Genomic DNA, 13,336 nt, shown 5'->3' with positions numbered 1-13,336 from the left:
ACCTTCGACCTGCCCGAGATGGGCCAGCTGGCCGTCTGGAAGCTGCACGGTTACGGCGGCGGCATCTTCGTGCCGTTCCGGGATGCAACGGCGGGTCAGCCCGGCGGCAGCTACGGCGCCGGACGCTACCTGCTGGACACGATCAAGGGCGCCTTCCACGGCGTGCTGGGATCAGGGCCGGACGCCGAGTTCATCCTGGACTTCAACTTCGCCTACAACCCTTCCTGCGCCTACAACGAGGCCTGGGCCTGCCCGCTGGCCGGCCCGTCCAACCGGCTGGCCGTGGAGATCCCGGTCGGCGAACTGTACTGACGGGGCCTCCCGCCACAATGGCGGGCGGGCGACACACTCCGCCAACACGTCCCGGCGGGACGTAGGATGTCTTGATGACCGCACCGACACGCCGCATTGCCCGCGTCCGCCCCCACTCCGCCGCCTCGGAGCTGGAACACTTCTTCGTTGCCAATGACGCTCCGGACTTCGGCAGCGAAGCAGGCAAACTCTGGACTGTTATCGACAGCCCCTTCCCCGGGTCACTGGCGAACGCTTCGGCCGCCCCGCGGGCAGGCTGGCAGCCCGGCTCCACTGTCGGCGAAGACGCATTCACCTTCCTGGCCCCCAGTGTTCCGGCCAACGTGCTGGGCATGGCGCACAACACGGGCCGGGCGGGCCGGGACCTTCCTCCGCAGGCCTTCCACAAGGCGGCCACCAGCGTGGTGGGACCGGGCGATGCCATTGAACTCGCGCCAGGAGTGGGGCATGTGGACCCGGAGGCCGAGCTGACCGTCGTCATCGGGCGCAAGGCACGCGGGTTGACGCCGGAGAAGGCACGGGAGGCCGTCCTCGGCTTCACCATCGGCAACGACGTCACTGCCAGGGACCTGCAGAAAGCGGACGAGCTGTGGATCAGCGCCAAGAGCCAGGACACGTTCACGCCGGTGGGACCGTGGATCGTGACAGGCCTGGACCCCGTCCTGGACAGCGCGGCCCTTTCCATCGGGATTGTGCACAACGGCACCGAACTACGGGCTGCCAGTTCCGCGGACCTCGGCTGGGGCGTGGACGAAATCCTGGTTTATCTGACGTCCTTCATGACGCTCCATCCCGGCGACCTTGTCCTCACCGGGTTCCCTGCCGAAACGGCGCAGCTGCACCGCGGTGACACCGTCACCTGCCGGGTGGAAGGAATCGGCGAACTGACGAATCCGGTCAGGGACGCCGCCTGACCGGATCCGCAGGCACGGTGTGGCAGGCTTGAGCGATGGAATCACCTGCCGCGGCCACCGTCCCGCTGACGCAACAGTCCGGTTCCACCACCCCAGCACGGCGCCCGCCGGCCACTAAGCACTACCGTGGCATCCTGCGGTTCCCCGCCGTCCGGCAGCTCATCCGTTTCACCGGTGTGGGGATTGTGTGCACGGTGACCTCGCTTGCCCTGTACGCACTGCTCCGGCCCTGGCTGGGGCCGCAGCTGGCCAACGCCGCGGCGCTGATCATCACCTCGGTGATGAACACTGCCCTTAACCGGCGGCTCACGTTCAAAATTGCCGGACGCAGCAAGGCCGGCAGGGACCACCTGAGCGGCCTGGTGGTCATCGTGATTGCGCTGGTTCTCACCGGCGGCAGCCTCGGAGTGCTGCACTGGTTCAATCCTGACGCGAGCATGTCCGATGAGTTGTGGACCACCACATTGTCCGGCTTCGCGGCCACTGCAGTGCGCTTTGCGCTGCTGCGGCACTGGATCTTCCGCCGCGCACGGCACCGCTGACGGCACTTCCAACGGCACCGCTAGCGGATGCCCAGCGTCTGTACGCTTTCCACCGCGTTCCGGACGGCCAGGGCTGCTTCGTGCAGTTCCGCCGCCGTCACCGAGGCATCAAAGCTGAAGCGAACGGCGGTCTGGGCGACCTCGGACGGAATCCCCATCGCCAGCAGCACCGGCGAGGCGGCATCGGATCCGGCCGCGCAGGCGGACCCGCTGGAGCACACCACGCCTTGCCGTTCCAGTTCAAGGAGCACCGATTCGCCGCTGGTCCCCGGGAAGCAGAACGAAGCCACCGAGGGCAGCCGCTCGGCCGGGTGTCCCGTCAGCTGCGCGCCGGGCACGCCGGCCAGGACTTCGCGGATAAAGTCGTCCCGCAGGGCTTCTGCGTGTTCCCGACCGGGGCGGACCAGCGCCAGCGCGGTGGCCAATGCCACGGCGCCGGCCACATTCTCGGTCCCGGAGCGGCGGCCGCGTTCCTGCCCGCCGCCATGGAGCAGCGGTTCAACCCGCGTGCGGCTCCGCACGAACAGCGCCCCGTTGCCCTTCGGTGCACCCAGCTTGTGGCCGGAGATGCTCATGGCGTCCACACCGAGGAACTTCGTATCCAGTGGAAGCCAGCCCGCGGCCTGCACAGCGTCCGTGTGGAACGGGATGCCCTTCTCACGGCACAGCGCGGCGAGTTCACGGATTGGCTGGACCGTTCCCACTTCATTGTTCGCGTACATCACGCTGACCAGCGCGGTCTCCGGACGGAGGACAGCGGCGAGAGCATCGGGTGTCACTTGCCCGAAGCCGTCCACCGGGACGGTGTCCACGGCGAAACCGTGGAACCGTTCCAGGTACCGTGCCGATTCTTCCACCGCGGGATGTTCGACGGCGCTGATCACCACGCGGTTGAGCGCCGGGTCCGCAGCCTGCCGTGCCAGGGCAATTCCCTTGACGGCCAGGTTGTCCGCCTCAGTGCCGCCTGAGGTGAAGGTAATCTCCGCGGGCCGGCAGTTCAGCGCCCGGGCCGTGGCCGTGCGGGCGCCGGCGAGCGCCGAGGCGGCGGACTCACCGAGCGAGTGGTGGCTCGACGGGTTTCCGAAGTCGCCGGTGAGGTAGGGCCACATGGCTTCCAGCACTTCGCGGCGGACCGGCGTGGTTGCTGCGGCGTCCAGGAAGATCATGGCGGGTTCAGCCCACCGTCAGTTCAACGTCAGTCAGTTGAATGTCGAGGCCCAGGTCGAGGGCGATGACACTGTGGGTGAGGCCGCCGATGGAAATGACGTCCACACCGGTGGCCGCGATTGCTGCCACCGTACCGAGGTTGACGTTGCCGCTGGCTTCCACCCGGGCCCGGCCGTCCACAAGCGCCACACCGGCGGCCAGTTCCTCCAGCGTGAAGTTGTCCAGCATAATCGTGTCCACTCCCGCGGCGAGCACAGGCTCCACCTGCTCCATCCGGTCCACTTCAACCTCGAAGTGCGTGGTGTGGCCGAGCTGCGCCTTCGCGGACTTCAGCACTGCAGTGAGTTTAACCGGGTCCCCGCCCGTGATGACCGCGAGGTGGTTGTCCTTGGCCAGCACGGCATCGGACAGGCTGAAGCGGTGGTTGGCTCCGCCGCCGCAGCGCACTGCGTAGCGTTCCAGCACGCGCAGGCCCGGCGTCGTTTTCCGGGTGTCGGTGATCCGGGCCTTGGTTCCCTGGACAAGGTCCACGAATTCCGCCGTTTTTGTCGCGATCGCACTCATCCTCTGGACCAGGTTCAGGCCCACGCGCTCGGCCAGCAGGACTGCCCGGGCGTTGCCGGTCACCCTGGCCAGCGGCGTACCTGCGCCGAACCTTTCGCCGTCCGCCACCAGCAGTTCGACGACGGCGTCCGGGTCCGTGAGTTTCATGGCGGCAGCGAACACGGCTCCCCCGCTCAGGACACCCGGGACACGGGCGTTCAGCACCGCCGTCGCGCGTGCCTGCGCCGGAATCAGGACCTGCGAGGTGATGTCACCGTAGGGGGCATCCTCGGCGAGCGCGGCGCGCAGCACACCCAGCACGGCCGCTTCGGGGAGGCTGCCGGTGAGCTCAACGCCCGTCCGGGCCGGTATTTCCTGGGCGGTGGTGGTCATGAGGAAATCCTTTGCATCGAAGGTGAAGGGGCGGCCGCGGGATCCGTATCCGCCCGGTAGTGGGCGCCCACGGAGGCAGTCCGGTTCCGGGCGGCCTCCACGAGCAGCCGGGCGGCCAGCAGCAGGTTGCGGTCTTCAAACTCCCGCGGGTCCCTGGGCTCGGTGGCACCGATGGAGTCGGCCCACCGGGCCAACCGAGCGGCAGCGGCATCGAGTTCAGGACCCGTCCGCAACACCCCAGCAGCACCTGTCATCAACCGCCCCAGAGCGTCCCGGGAAAACGCCCCGGGATCAGGCACAAACTTCATATCAGCCTCGGGAACGCTGACCGGGGACGTTTTTGGAGCGGCACCCAGGGCGACCTGTCCGCCGTCGTTCGAGGGTGTTCCGGAAGCGTGCGTCAAGGTGAGGCCGCCAGCGGCCGAGACAGCACGCGGAGGAACAGCGTCGCACGACGCCCCAGGCGAGTCGTGCGACGGCTCACCAAGGAAGGCCTCCACGGCACGCCGCCCGAAAACCAGCCCTTCGAGCAGCGAGTTGCTGGCCAGCCGGTTGGCGCCCTGAGCGCCGGTGCAGGCCACTTCACCCGCTGCGTAGAGTCCCGGGACGGTGGTCCGTCCGTCCAGGTCCGTGGCCACACCGCCCATCCAGTAGTGGGCTGCCGGAGACACCGGAAGCGGTTCAGCCGTCCAGTCGTATCCTGCCGCGGCCGTGGCGGCGGTGATCGTGGGGAACCGCCGTGCCAGGAAGCCGGAGCCCTTGGCGGCAGCAATGCCCCGGGCGTCCAGGAACACCGGGCTGTCCGCCGGGGCCCCGGTCCGGGCCAGGTGCAGCGCGATGCTGCGGGAGACGACGTCGCGCGGTGCAAGTTCGGCGTCGGGGTGATAGTCCGGCATAAAGCGGTGGCCGTCGGCATCGAGAAGCACCGCACCCTCGCCGCGGACGGCTTCGGACACGAGGAGCGGCGGCGGACCGCCCGCCGTCTCCGTCATCGCCATGGTGGTGGGGTGGAACTGGAAGAACTCGAGATCGCTCACGGCGGCGCCTGCGCGCCAGGCCAGCGCCAGGCCGTCGGCCGTGGCTACCGAGGGGTTGCTGGTGCGTGCGAAAATCCTTCCGGCACCGCCGGTGGCGAGGAGCACGCCAGTGGCTGCCAGGTGCTTGAGTTCGCCGTTCTGCAGGTAGGTCACGCCGGTGACCCGGCCGTCCGCCGTCGTCAGTTCCGTGACGAATGCGCCTGTTTCCAGCCGGAGCCGGCCGGACACCGCCCGTTCCAGGACCGCGGCGATCAGTCCGCGGGCAATGCGGGCGCCGGTGGCGTCCCCTCCGGCGTGCAGGATGCGCGGCGCCGAGTGGGCAGCTTCCAGTCCCAGTGCGGTGTCGCCCTGCGCGTCGGCATCGAAGGCGACCCCGTACCGGCGCAGCCCGGCGATGTCCCGCACCGCCTCCGAGCAGAGGATCCGCACGGCCTCCAGGTTGTTCAGGCCGGCCCCGGCTGCCAGCGTGTCGGCAATATGGGCCTCCACGGAGTCGCCGGGCGCGGCTTCGCCCGGTTCCAGCACGGCCGACACGCCGCCCTGGGCGTAAAAGGTGTTGCTGTGCTCCAGCTGCCCCTTGCTGAGCAGGACCACTTCCGCTGCGGAGCCGTCGTCGGCGTCGGCCGCCAGAAGCGCCGCGTAGAGTCCGGCAATACCGCTGCCGGCAACCACAAGCCGCCTGGTCACGGCCGCGCCGCCAGCATCCGCTCGAGGGCCACGCGCGCCGGAGCGGCCACGTCATCATCCACAGTGATGCGGTTGAGGACTTCGCCGTTGACCAGCGCTTCCAGCACCCAGGCCAGGTAGCCCGGGTGGATCCGGTACATGGTGGAGCAGGGGCAAATGACCGGGTCCAGGCAGAAGATGGTGTGCTGCGGGTATTCTGCGGCGAGCCGGTTGACCATGTTGATCTCGGTGCCGATCGCAAACGTGGTGGGTTCCGTGGCGGCGGCAATGGCCTTCCGGATGAAGTCGGTGGAGCCGGCGGAATCGGCGGCGTCCACCACCTCCATGGGGCACTCCGGGTGCACAATCACGTTGACGCCCGGGAAGTCGGCGCGGGCCTTCTCGATCTGCCCCACGTTGAAGCGCTTGTGCACCGAGCAGAAGCCGTGCCAGAGGATCACGCGGGAATCCAGCAGGGTCTGTTCGTCGTTGCCGCCAAGGTCCTTGCGCGGGTTCCACATGGGCATCTGCTCCATCGGCACGCCCATGGCCTTGGCGGTGTTGCGGCCCAGGTGCTGGTCGGGGAAGAACAGGACCCGCTGGCCGCGCTGGAAGGCCCATTCGAGCACGGTGGCGGCGTTGGAGGACGTGCAGACGATGCCGCCGTGGTCCCCGCAGAAGCCCTTGAGCGCCGCGGAGGAGTTCATGTAGGTGACGGGGATGACCGGAACCCGGCCGTCGGCGTCGGGTTCGGTGCCGTAGAGCTCTTCGAGCTGCTCCCAGCAGTCAGTCACGGAGTCGATGTCCGCCATGTCCGCCATCGAGCAGCCCGCTGCCAGGTTCGGCAGGATGACTGCCTGGTCCGGCTTCGACAGGATGTCCGCGGTTTCGGCCATGAAGTGGACGCCGCAGAAGATGATGGCCTCGGCGTCCGGCCGGGTCAGCGCGGCATTGGCCAGCTGGAAGGAGTCGCCCACGAAATCGGCGTACTCAATCACCTCGTCCCGCTGGTAGAAGTGTCCGAGGATGACGGCCTTGTCCCCGAGGGCAGCCTTGGCCACCCGGATGCGGGTGTCCAGTTCGGCGTCGCTGGCCTTCTTGTATTCCTCGGGCAGCTGCCCCTGGCGCGGGGTGGCCGCGGGGGCGACGTCCGAGCTGGAAGCACCCGGGCCGTACGCGGGCACACCGGCGAGGGCCTCGGCGAGATCGTAATCCCATGGCCCGCGGGCCAGTGCCGGGCTGCAGGTGGAGGCGGCTGTTGCAATGCCTGTGGCACTGCTGGCGGCCTGTTCGCGAGTGATCAACTGGATTGCCGTGTTGACGCTGCTCATGGTGTGCTCCTGTTATCTGGGTCAAGGCCGGGGCGGCCGGTAAAGCGGTAGAGGCGGGGAGGGCGGTGTTTTCCGCCCTGCAGGTATTCGCCGGTTTCTTCGATTTCCGGCGTGGACTTGAGCTGGCGGCGGAAATTCGCGGGATCCAGCTCCCGGTCAAGGACGGCTTCGTAGACCTCCCGGACCTGGGCCAGGGTGAAGTACTCCCCCAGCAGGTGGTAGGCCACCGAACCGTAGGCCAGCTTGTTGCGCAGGCGCCCGAGGGCATAGTCCACGATCGCGTTGTGGTCGAAGGCCAGATCTCCCAGGCGGTCTGCCCGGAACCACTTGACGTTCTCCGATTCGTCGGCGAGCGCGGCTTCCGTCGGCTGGACCAGCGCCCAGTACACGATGGACACCACACGCTGGGACGGCGAGCGGTGCAGGCCGCCGAAGGCGTAGAGCTGTTCGAGGTAGTTCGGCGCCAGCCCGGTGGTTTCCCGCAGGTTCCGCGACGCCGCGTCCTGAAGGGATTCAGCGTGGGTCAGCGGGCCTCCGGGCAGTGCCCACAGATCCTTGAACGGCTCACGGATGCGGCGTACCAGCGGGAGCCACAGCGTGGGCCGCCCGGATTTCTCGCTGGGACGGAGGGCGAAGATCACCGTGGAAATGGCGAGCGACGGCGGTGCAGCCTGGCGCTCGGCAACGTTGGCGGAGCTTGTATACACGGCGGTTCACCCCGCTTTCTTCGCACGCGACGGTGCCTCTGGGCTTCGTCCGGTGACCCGTCCGCGGGTACCCCGGCTAGTTATGGTCAATATGACTAGAACTAATGGTACGACTGTCGGGCCCCTACACAAAATGCTTCAGGTCACATTGCGGCGGCCGCTTCGAGCAGCGGCAGCGTCCGGCCCTGGAAGTGTGTGTTCAGGACAATCACGGACGAGGACCTCAGCACGGTCTTCGTGGCGATCATGGCATCAAGGACACGCTGCAGGTCGGGGTTGGACCGCGCCGCGATCCGAGCCATCAGGTCCGAGCTGCCGGAAACGGTGTGGATCTCGATCAGTTCAGGAATCCCTGCCAGCGCTTCGACCACGGCATCGTGCCCCAGGTCCTGGTTGATGGTGAGCGAGCAGAACGCCACCACCGGGTAGCCGAAATGGGAGGGGTCCGGCTGCGGCACCCACGAACCGATGACTCCTCCGGCCGTCATCCGGTCCAGCCGGGACTGGACAGTGGCGCGGGAGATCTTCAGGACGCGCGAGGCTTCCAGCACCGACGCCCTGGGCGAATCCGTGAAGAATCGGACAATTTTGGCGTCCATTGCGTCCACATTCATTGATTTCCCTTTCAGCCCGGCCCAATAGTTTACAAATCGCCGCACAAGCGGGCGATACTCCTGCAAACTGCCACCATGCTCTCACGGAAGCTGTGCGAGGAGGCCTGCGCGGGACGGTAAATTCAATATGTCCCAAAAGGACCAACCACCGACCACAAGAAGGTTCGCAAGCATGACGATGAAGTCCACCGCAGAGCGCCCATCCACTTCGCTCGGCCACAGCATGAAGCCCCGCCAGCTGACCATGATGGGGCTGGGCAGCGCCATCGGGGCGGGCCTGTTCCTCGGCTCAGGCGCTGGCGTCCAGGCCGCCGGGCCGGCCGTCCTGATCTCCTACCTCGTGGCCGGCACGCTGATCATCCTGGTCATGTGGGCGTTGGGCGAAATGGCTGCCGCGAACCCGAACAGCGGAGCATTCTCGGTGTACGCGGAAAAGGCCATGGGCAGGACTGCCGGCGCAACCGTGGGGTGGCTGTGGTGGCTGCAGCTGGTGGTGGTCATCGCCGCCGAAGCCCTCGGCGCGGCGGGCCTCCTTTTTACGGTGTGGCCGGTGATTCCCGTCTGGGTGCTCTCTCTGGTGTTCATGGCCCTCTTCACCGCCATCAACCTGGCCGGCGTGAACAACTTCGGCGAATTCGAGTTCTGGTTCGCCATCCTCAAGGTGGCCGCAATCCTGATGTTCCTGGGGATCGGCACGGCGCTCCTGCTGGGCCTGCTGCCTGACGCACCGAGCCCGGGCCTGGGTAACATCACCGGAAACTTCGCCCCCGCCGGCCTCGGCGGAATTGCCACTGCGCTGTTCGTGGTGATATTCGCCTTCGGCGGCACCGAGATCGTCAGCGTTGCCGCCGCCGAAACCGAAAACCCCCGCCACAGTGTGGCCCAGGCGATCCGTACGGTGCTGTGGCGGATCCTGGTGTTCTACATCGGCTCGGTCTTTGTCATTGCCGCCGTCCTGCCCGCGACCTCCGCATCCCTCGCCTCGCCGTTCGCCGGCGTCCTCGATGCCGCACGGATTCCGGGAGCCGGCACGGCCATTACCCTGGTGGCGGTCGTTGCACTGCTGTCCGCGCTCAACGCGAACCTCTACGGCGCGTCCCGCATGATCTATTCGCTGGCCCAGCGCGAGGAAGCCCCGCGTTTCCTGTCGAAGCTGAACAAGGCCAGGGTGCCGATGGTTGCCGTGGGTGTCTCCGTGGCCTTCGGCTTCATCGCCGCCGTGCTGGAACTCCTCTTCCCGGAACAGATCCTCCCGGCGCTCTTCCAGCTGGTGGGCTCAACCTGCCTGATGGTCTGGGGCTCGGCCCTCGTCTCCCAGCTGATCCTGCGCCGCAAGGCGGATCGTGAGGGCACCGAGCTTCCGCTCCGGATGAAGGGCTTCCCGGGCCTGACGATCTTCGGGCTGGTCCTGCTGGCCCTGATCTTCGCCGTAGGTTTCAGCAGCCCCGAGAGCAGCCGCCAGCTGGTGAGCACCATCATCCTGGTCGCCGCGATTGCAGCGGCCTGCAAGATCGGCGCCAAGGTCACAGCGTCCCGCCAGGGCAGCGAAGCCAGTTGGCTTCCGCCCAAGTAAGTAGCAGCAGGTGTCGTTTTGAGGGCTCAAAACGACACCTGCTGCTACCCAGTTGGGGAATGGCCGCAGGGAGGCTGCGTGCAGCAATCCAGGCTCACTTAGCAAATTGCTAAGCGATACGGCCCATGCCATGGCAGCTTTTCGCAATCTGGTCAGTGCATCCTGAACTGATTGCCCGGCCTTTCGCCCGTGACTAGGGTCACAACCATGGATACCTTGCCTTCCCCTTTCAGCGGCAACGACGCCGGGCAACTGTCGGGACCACGTTCCGAACCCCTGACCGCCGGGCAGCTTCGCGAGCTGTTTTCGCTGATGGTGGCAGTCCGGCACCTGGACTCCTCGGCCATCGCCTGGCAGCGCCAGGGGATCATCCCCGGCTACGCCCCGGAACTGGGCCAGGAGGCCGCGCAGGTGGGAAGCGGCTACGCCGTGGACACCACCCGGGATTTTGTCTTCCCCACCTACCGCGAAATGGGTGTGGCCAGGGCCATGGGTGTGGACATGGTGGCCTATATGTCCACGCACAAGGCCACGTGGCACGGCGGGCTCTATGACCCGCTGCAGTCCCGGCTCGCACCCATCCAGGCCGTGGTGGGCGGGTCGGTGCTCCACGCCGTGGGCTGGGCCCACGGCCAGACGCTGGATCAGAAGGACGGCGTGGCCATGACGTACTTCGGCGACGGCGCGTCGTCCCAGGGCGACATCCATGAGGCGATGAACTTCGCGGCGGTCATGAAGGCTCCGGTCGTCTTTTTCGTCCAGAACAACGGCTGGGCCATCTCGGTCCCCACCGAACGCCAGGTAGCCGGCGGCTCCGTCGCAGCCCGGGCCGCAGGCTACGGCATGCCGGCACTGAGGATCGACGGGAACGACGTCGTTGCCGTGGTCGAAGCGACGCGGCGCGCCTTCGCGCATGCGCGTGCCGGCAACGGTCCGGTGCTCATTGAGGCCATGACCTACCGCCGCGGCCCGCACTCCACTTCCGATGACCCGGGCCGGTACCGGTCGCTCAATGAAGAGCGCGACGACGCCGGCGAAGACCCGCTGGAACGGTTCCGGAGGCGGCTGCTCGCCGACGGTGTTGCCGACGAAGCCTTCTTCGCCGAAGCACTCGCCGCCGCCAAAGCCGAGGAGGAACACATCCGTGCCGGGATCCAGGCGCTCGGCTCCCGCCCGGGCAGCGAAATGTTCGACCTGGTTTTCCAGGAAACCACCCTGGCACTGCAGGCCCAGGCCGCCAACTGGCGCGAGGAGTCCGAACATGTCTAATGCCATCCTTGAAAGCGGGGCCGCCATGGCTGACGGAACTCCACGCCGCGGAGTTGAACAATTGTCCATGCAACAGGCACTGAACCTTGCCCTGGACGAGGTGCTCGCCGCGAACCCGAAAGCGCTGGTCTTCGGTGAGGACTGCGGCCGGCTCGGCGGCGTGTTCCGGGTTACGGACGGCCTCCAGGCGAAGTACGGAACCGGCAGGGTCTTTGACACGCCGCTCGCCGAGTCCGGCATCCTCGGCATGTCCGTGGGGCTGGCCATGGCCGGCTTCCATTCCATCCCGGAGGTCCAGTTCGACGGCTTCGCCTACCCGGCCATCAACCAGATCGTCTGCCAGATTGCCCGGATGAACTACCGCAGCCGCGGCACCATGCCGATGCCCATCACCCTGCGCGTACCCAGCTTCGGCGGCATCCGCGCCCCCGAACACCACGGCGAAAGCCTCGAGGCGCTCTTCGCGCACGTGCCGGGCCTGAAGGTGGTCTCGCCGTCGAATCCGCACGAGGCATACCACCTGCTCAAGTACGCCGCCGAGCGGCCGGATCCGGTGGTCTTTATGGAACCGAAGTCCCGCTACTGGCAAAAAGGCGAGGTCGACTTCGACTCAGCGGACCCGGCAGGCTCCCCCGCCGGCGGTTCCCCCGCCGGCGCGAAGGTCATGCGTGCCGGCCGCCACCTCACGCTCGTCGCCTGGGGCGCCATGGTGGCGCGCTGCCTGCAGGTGGCCGAACTGGCCGCCGAGGACGGGATCGACATCGAGGTCCTCGACCTGCGCTGGCTGAAGCCCATCGATGAAGCCGCGCTGGCGGCGTCCGTACGGAAGACGCGGCGCGCCGTCGTCGTCCATGAAGCGCCGCTCACCTCCGGGCTTGGCGCCGAAGTGGCCCAGCTCATCACGCAGGCCTGCTTCGACACGCTCAAGGCCCCCGTGGAGCGCGTCACCGGCTTCGACGTGCCGTATCCCTCGGGCGATCTGGAAGATGAATACATCCCGAACATTGACCGGATCCTCTTCGGCATCCAGCGAGTATTGGAGTACAAACGTGGCTGAAATTACCTTCCCGCTCCCCGACCTCGGCGAGGGCCTGATCGAGGCAACTGTGCTGGAATGGCTGGTTTCCCCGGGCGACCAGGTGGAGCGCAACCAGCCGCTGGTCGAAGTGGAAACCACCAAATCCGCTGTTGAACTGCCCAGTCCGCAGGCAGGTAAAGTGGTGCGTATCCACGGCGGGCCCGGTGACAAGATCAATGTCGGCGAGCCCCTGATTGTGTTTGAGGTGCCGGACAACACTGCCGGCATCGTGGGCACGGTCCCGAAGGAAGAGGCACCAAAGCGCCGGGTCCGCCTGAGCGCCGTACTTGATGAGGACTGACACCATGAGCGGCAGGCACACCGGCGAGCAGCACCACCACACCGTGGAGGGCACCGACCCCCAGCTTTACGTGGAGGTGCACGAGCCGGAAGCCGACGCCGGGTTGCGCCCGGTCCTGCTGCTGCACGGATTCTCCTCCTCCACCAAGCTCAACTGGCAGGACACCGGCTGGCTGGCCGCCCTGCTGGAAGCCGGCCGCCGCGTCATCACCGTTGACCTGCCCGGCCACGGCCGCAGCGGGGCGCCGGAAGACATGGACTCGTACAGCCCCAGCCGGATCCGCGCGGACCTCCTGCAGGTGGCGTTCGACGCCGGCGTCCGCCCGTTGCGGGACGGCGACCCCGCCAGCGGGCTCGACGTGGTCGGCTACTCCCTGGGGTCCCGGCTCGCCTGGGAATTCGGCGCCACGCAGCCGGAGCTCGTTCACCGCCTGGTGCTCGGCGGCCCCAACATTGCCGATCCGCTGGCAGCCTTTGACCTGGTGGCCGCACAGCGCTACCTGGCGGACGGCACGCCCATCGCGGACGAGTCCACGGCGGGGCTGCTGAAGATGGCCCAGGGGCTGCCCAGCAACAACATCTTTGCGCTGTTGTCGCTCGTGGAGGCGATCAAGGGGGAACCCTTCGACCCGGCCGAAGCCATTCCCCACATGCCCATGCTGCTCGTGGCCGGGGAGAAGGACGACCGCGCCGCGACCATGCCCGAGCTCGCCGAACTGGGCGCCAAATCAGGGGCGCTCGTGGAGCAGCTGCTGATTCCCGGCCGCAACCACAGCAATGTGATCACCAGCAGGACGTTCAAGCAGGCTGCAACGGAGTTCCTGGGGGTTTAGTTCCTGGCACAAAAAGGCGGGCCGAAGTGGTCCGCGCCCGCCGTCGTGCTTGTCAGG

The 13,336-nt window shown here is 67.4% G+C and carries 14 protein-coding genes; 8 read left to right on the top strand and 6 right to left on the bottom strand.

Features of this window, described 5'->3' with window-relative positions; genetic code table 11:
* The 3 genes from BS38_RS0123650 to BS38_RS0123640 form a co-directional block, all read left to right on the top strand.
* Positions 1 to 312, top strand: a 312-nt coding sequence (locus BS38_RS0123650) for a DUF1684 domain-containing protein (RefSeq protein ID WP_028272975.1), incomplete at its 5' end; no start/stop codon positions are given.
* A gap of 74 nt (positions 313 to 386) precedes the next feature.
* Complete coding sequence (locus tag BS38_RS0123645) at positions 387 to 1,226, top strand: fumarylacetoacetate hydrolase family protein (protein ID WP_043439926.1); 840 nt, start codon at positions 387 to 389, stop codon at positions 1,224 to 1,226.
* A 35-nt stretch (positions 1,227 to 1,261) separates the two neighbouring features.
* Positions 1,262 to 1,768, top strand: coding sequence for a GtrA family protein (locus tag BS38_RS0123640; RefSeq protein WP_028272973.1), 507 nt, complete (start codon positions 1,262 to 1,264; stop codon positions 1,766 to 1,768).
* Positions 1,769 to 1,788: 20 nt separating this feature from the next.
* On the opposite strand, the gene BS38_RS0123635 is transcribed toward BS38_RS0123640, so the two are convergent.
* From BS38_RS0123635 to BS38_RS0123610, 6 genes are all read right to left on the bottom strand, one after another.
* Complete coding sequence (locus tag BS38_RS0123635; RefSeq protein ID WP_028272972.1) at positions 1,789 to 2,934, bottom strand: cysteine desulfurase family protein; 1,146 nt, start codon at positions 2,932 to 2,934, stop codon at positions 1,789 to 1,791.
* 7 nt (positions 2,935 to 2,941) lie between these two features.
* A complete protein-coding gene (gene nadC / locus BS38_RS0123630; RefSeq protein WP_028272971.1) occupies positions 2,942 to 3,871 on the bottom strand; it encodes a carboxylating nicotinate-nucleotide diphosphorylase in 930 nt (309 codons plus the stop codon).
* On the bottom strand, positions 3,868 to 5,595 hold the full coding sequence (locus tag BS38_RS26315) for an L-aspartate oxidase (protein WP_043439924.1): 1,728 nt from the start codon (positions 5,593 to 5,595) through the stop codon (positions 3,868 to 3,870). Before BS38_RS26315 ends, nadC begins: the two co-directional genes overlap by 4 nt.
* Entirely contained in the window at positions 5,592 to 6,905 is a 1,314-nt protein-coding gene (gene nadA / locus BS38_RS0123620) for a quinolinate synthase NadA (RefSeq protein ID WP_028272970.1), read from the bottom strand. Before nadA ends, BS38_RS26315 begins: the two co-directional genes overlap by 4 nt.
* The gene (locus BS38_RS0123615; protein WP_028272969.1) at positions 6,902 to 7,612 is read right to left on the bottom strand and encodes an NUDIX hydrolase; all 711 of its coding nucleotides are present in this window, start codon (positions 7,610 to 7,612) and stop codon (positions 6,902 to 6,904) included. The genes nadA and BS38_RS0123615 overlap by 4 nt, the downstream gene beginning before the upstream one ends.
* A 143-nt stretch (positions 7,613 to 7,755) precedes the next feature.
* Positions 7,756 to 8,226: an Lrp/AsnC family transcriptional regulator gene (locus BS38_RS0123610; protein WP_028272968.1), complete on the bottom strand. Its 471-nt coding sequence runs from the start codon at positions 8,224 to 8,226 to the stop codon at positions 7,756 to 7,758.
* Positions 8,227 to 8,398: 172 nt separating this feature from the next.
* Here BS38_RS0123610 and BS38_RS0123600 point away from each other — a divergent pair, with 172 nt between their 5' ends.
* From BS38_RS0123600 to BS38_RS0123580, 5 genes are all read left to right on the top strand, one after another.
* A complete protein-coding gene (locus BS38_RS0123600; RefSeq protein WP_043439922.1) occupies positions 8,399 to 9,799 on the top strand; it encodes an amino acid permease in 1,401 nt (466 codons plus the stop codon).
* Positions 9,800 to 10,006: 207 nt separating this feature from the next.
* A complete protein-coding gene (locus tag BS38_RS0123595; RefSeq protein ID WP_028272965.1) occupies positions 10,007 to 11,068 on the top strand; it encodes a thiamine pyrophosphate-dependent enzyme in 1,062 nt (353 codons plus the stop codon).
* Complete coding sequence (locus tag BS38_RS0123590; protein ID WP_028272964.1) at positions 11,061 to 12,125, top strand: alpha-ketoacid dehydrogenase subunit beta; 1,065 nt, start codon at positions 11,061 to 11,063, stop codon at positions 12,123 to 12,125. The genes BS38_RS0123595 and BS38_RS0123590 overlap by 8 nt, the downstream gene beginning before the upstream one ends.
* The gene (locus tag BS38_RS0123585; protein WP_028272963.1) at positions 12,118 to 12,447 is read left to right on the top strand and encodes a biotin/lipoyl-containing protein; all 330 of its coding nucleotides are present in this window, start codon (positions 12,118 to 12,120) and stop codon (positions 12,445 to 12,447) included. Before BS38_RS0123590 ends, BS38_RS0123585 begins: the two co-directional genes overlap by 8 nt.
* A 4-nt stretch (positions 12,448 to 12,451) precedes the next feature.
* A complete protein-coding gene (locus tag BS38_RS0123580; protein ID WP_028272962.1) occupies positions 12,452 to 13,279 on the top strand; it encodes an alpha/beta fold hydrolase in 828 nt (275 codons plus the stop codon).
* Positions 13,280 to 13,336 lie beyond the last annotated feature (57 nt).

The organism is Arthrobacter sp. UNC362MFTsu5.1 (assembly GCF_000685965.1).
In the GTDB taxonomy this organism is placed as follows: Bacteria; Actinomycetota; Actinomycetes; order Actinomycetales; family Micrococcaceae; genus Arthrobacter.
The sequence above is the reverse complement of the archived record's forward strand: the minus strand, read 5'-3'. Positions and strand labels throughout refer to the sequence as shown.

Bases quoted from the DNA above. Each gene is read 5' to 3' on its own strand.
- BS38_RS0123595 (WP_028272965.1), top strand. From the start codon at position 10,007: ATGGATACCTTGCCTTCCCCTTTCAGCGGCAACGACGCCGGGCAACTG.
- nadC (WP_028272971.1), bottom strand. From the start codon at position 3,871: ATGACCACCACCGCCCAGGAAATACCGGCCCGGACGGGCGTTGAGCTC.
- BS38_RS0123645 (WP_043439926.1), top strand. From the start codon at position 387: ATGACCGCACCGACACGCCGCATTGCCCGCGTCCGCCCCCACTCCGCC.
- BS38_RS0123580 (WP_028272962.1), top strand. From the start codon at position 12,452: ATGAGCGGCAGGCACACCGGCGAGCAGCACCACCACACCGTGGAGGGC.
- BS38_RS0123610 (WP_028272968.1), bottom strand. From the start codon at position 8,226: ATGAATGTGGACGCAATGGACGCCAAAATTGTCCGATTCTTCACGGAT.
- BS38_RS0123635 (WP_028272972.1), bottom strand. From the start codon at position 2,934: ATGATCTTCCTGGACGCCGCAGCAACCACGCCGGTCCGCCGCGAAGTG.
- BS38_RS0123600 (WP_043439922.1), top strand. From the start codon at position 8,399: ATGACGATGAAGTCCACCGCAGAGCGCCCATCCACTTCGCTCGGCCAC.
- BS38_RS0123590 (WP_028272964.1), top strand. From the start codon at position 11,061: ATGTCTAATGCCATCCTTGAAAGCGGGGCCGCCATGGCTGACGGAACT.
- BS38_RS0123640 (WP_028272973.1), top strand. From the start codon at position 1,262: ATGGAATCACCTGCCGCGGCCACCGTCCCGCTGACGCAACAGTCCGGT.
- nadA (WP_028272970.1), bottom strand. From the start codon at position 6,905: ATGAGCAGCGTCAACACGGCAATCCAGTTGATCACTCGCGAACAGGCC.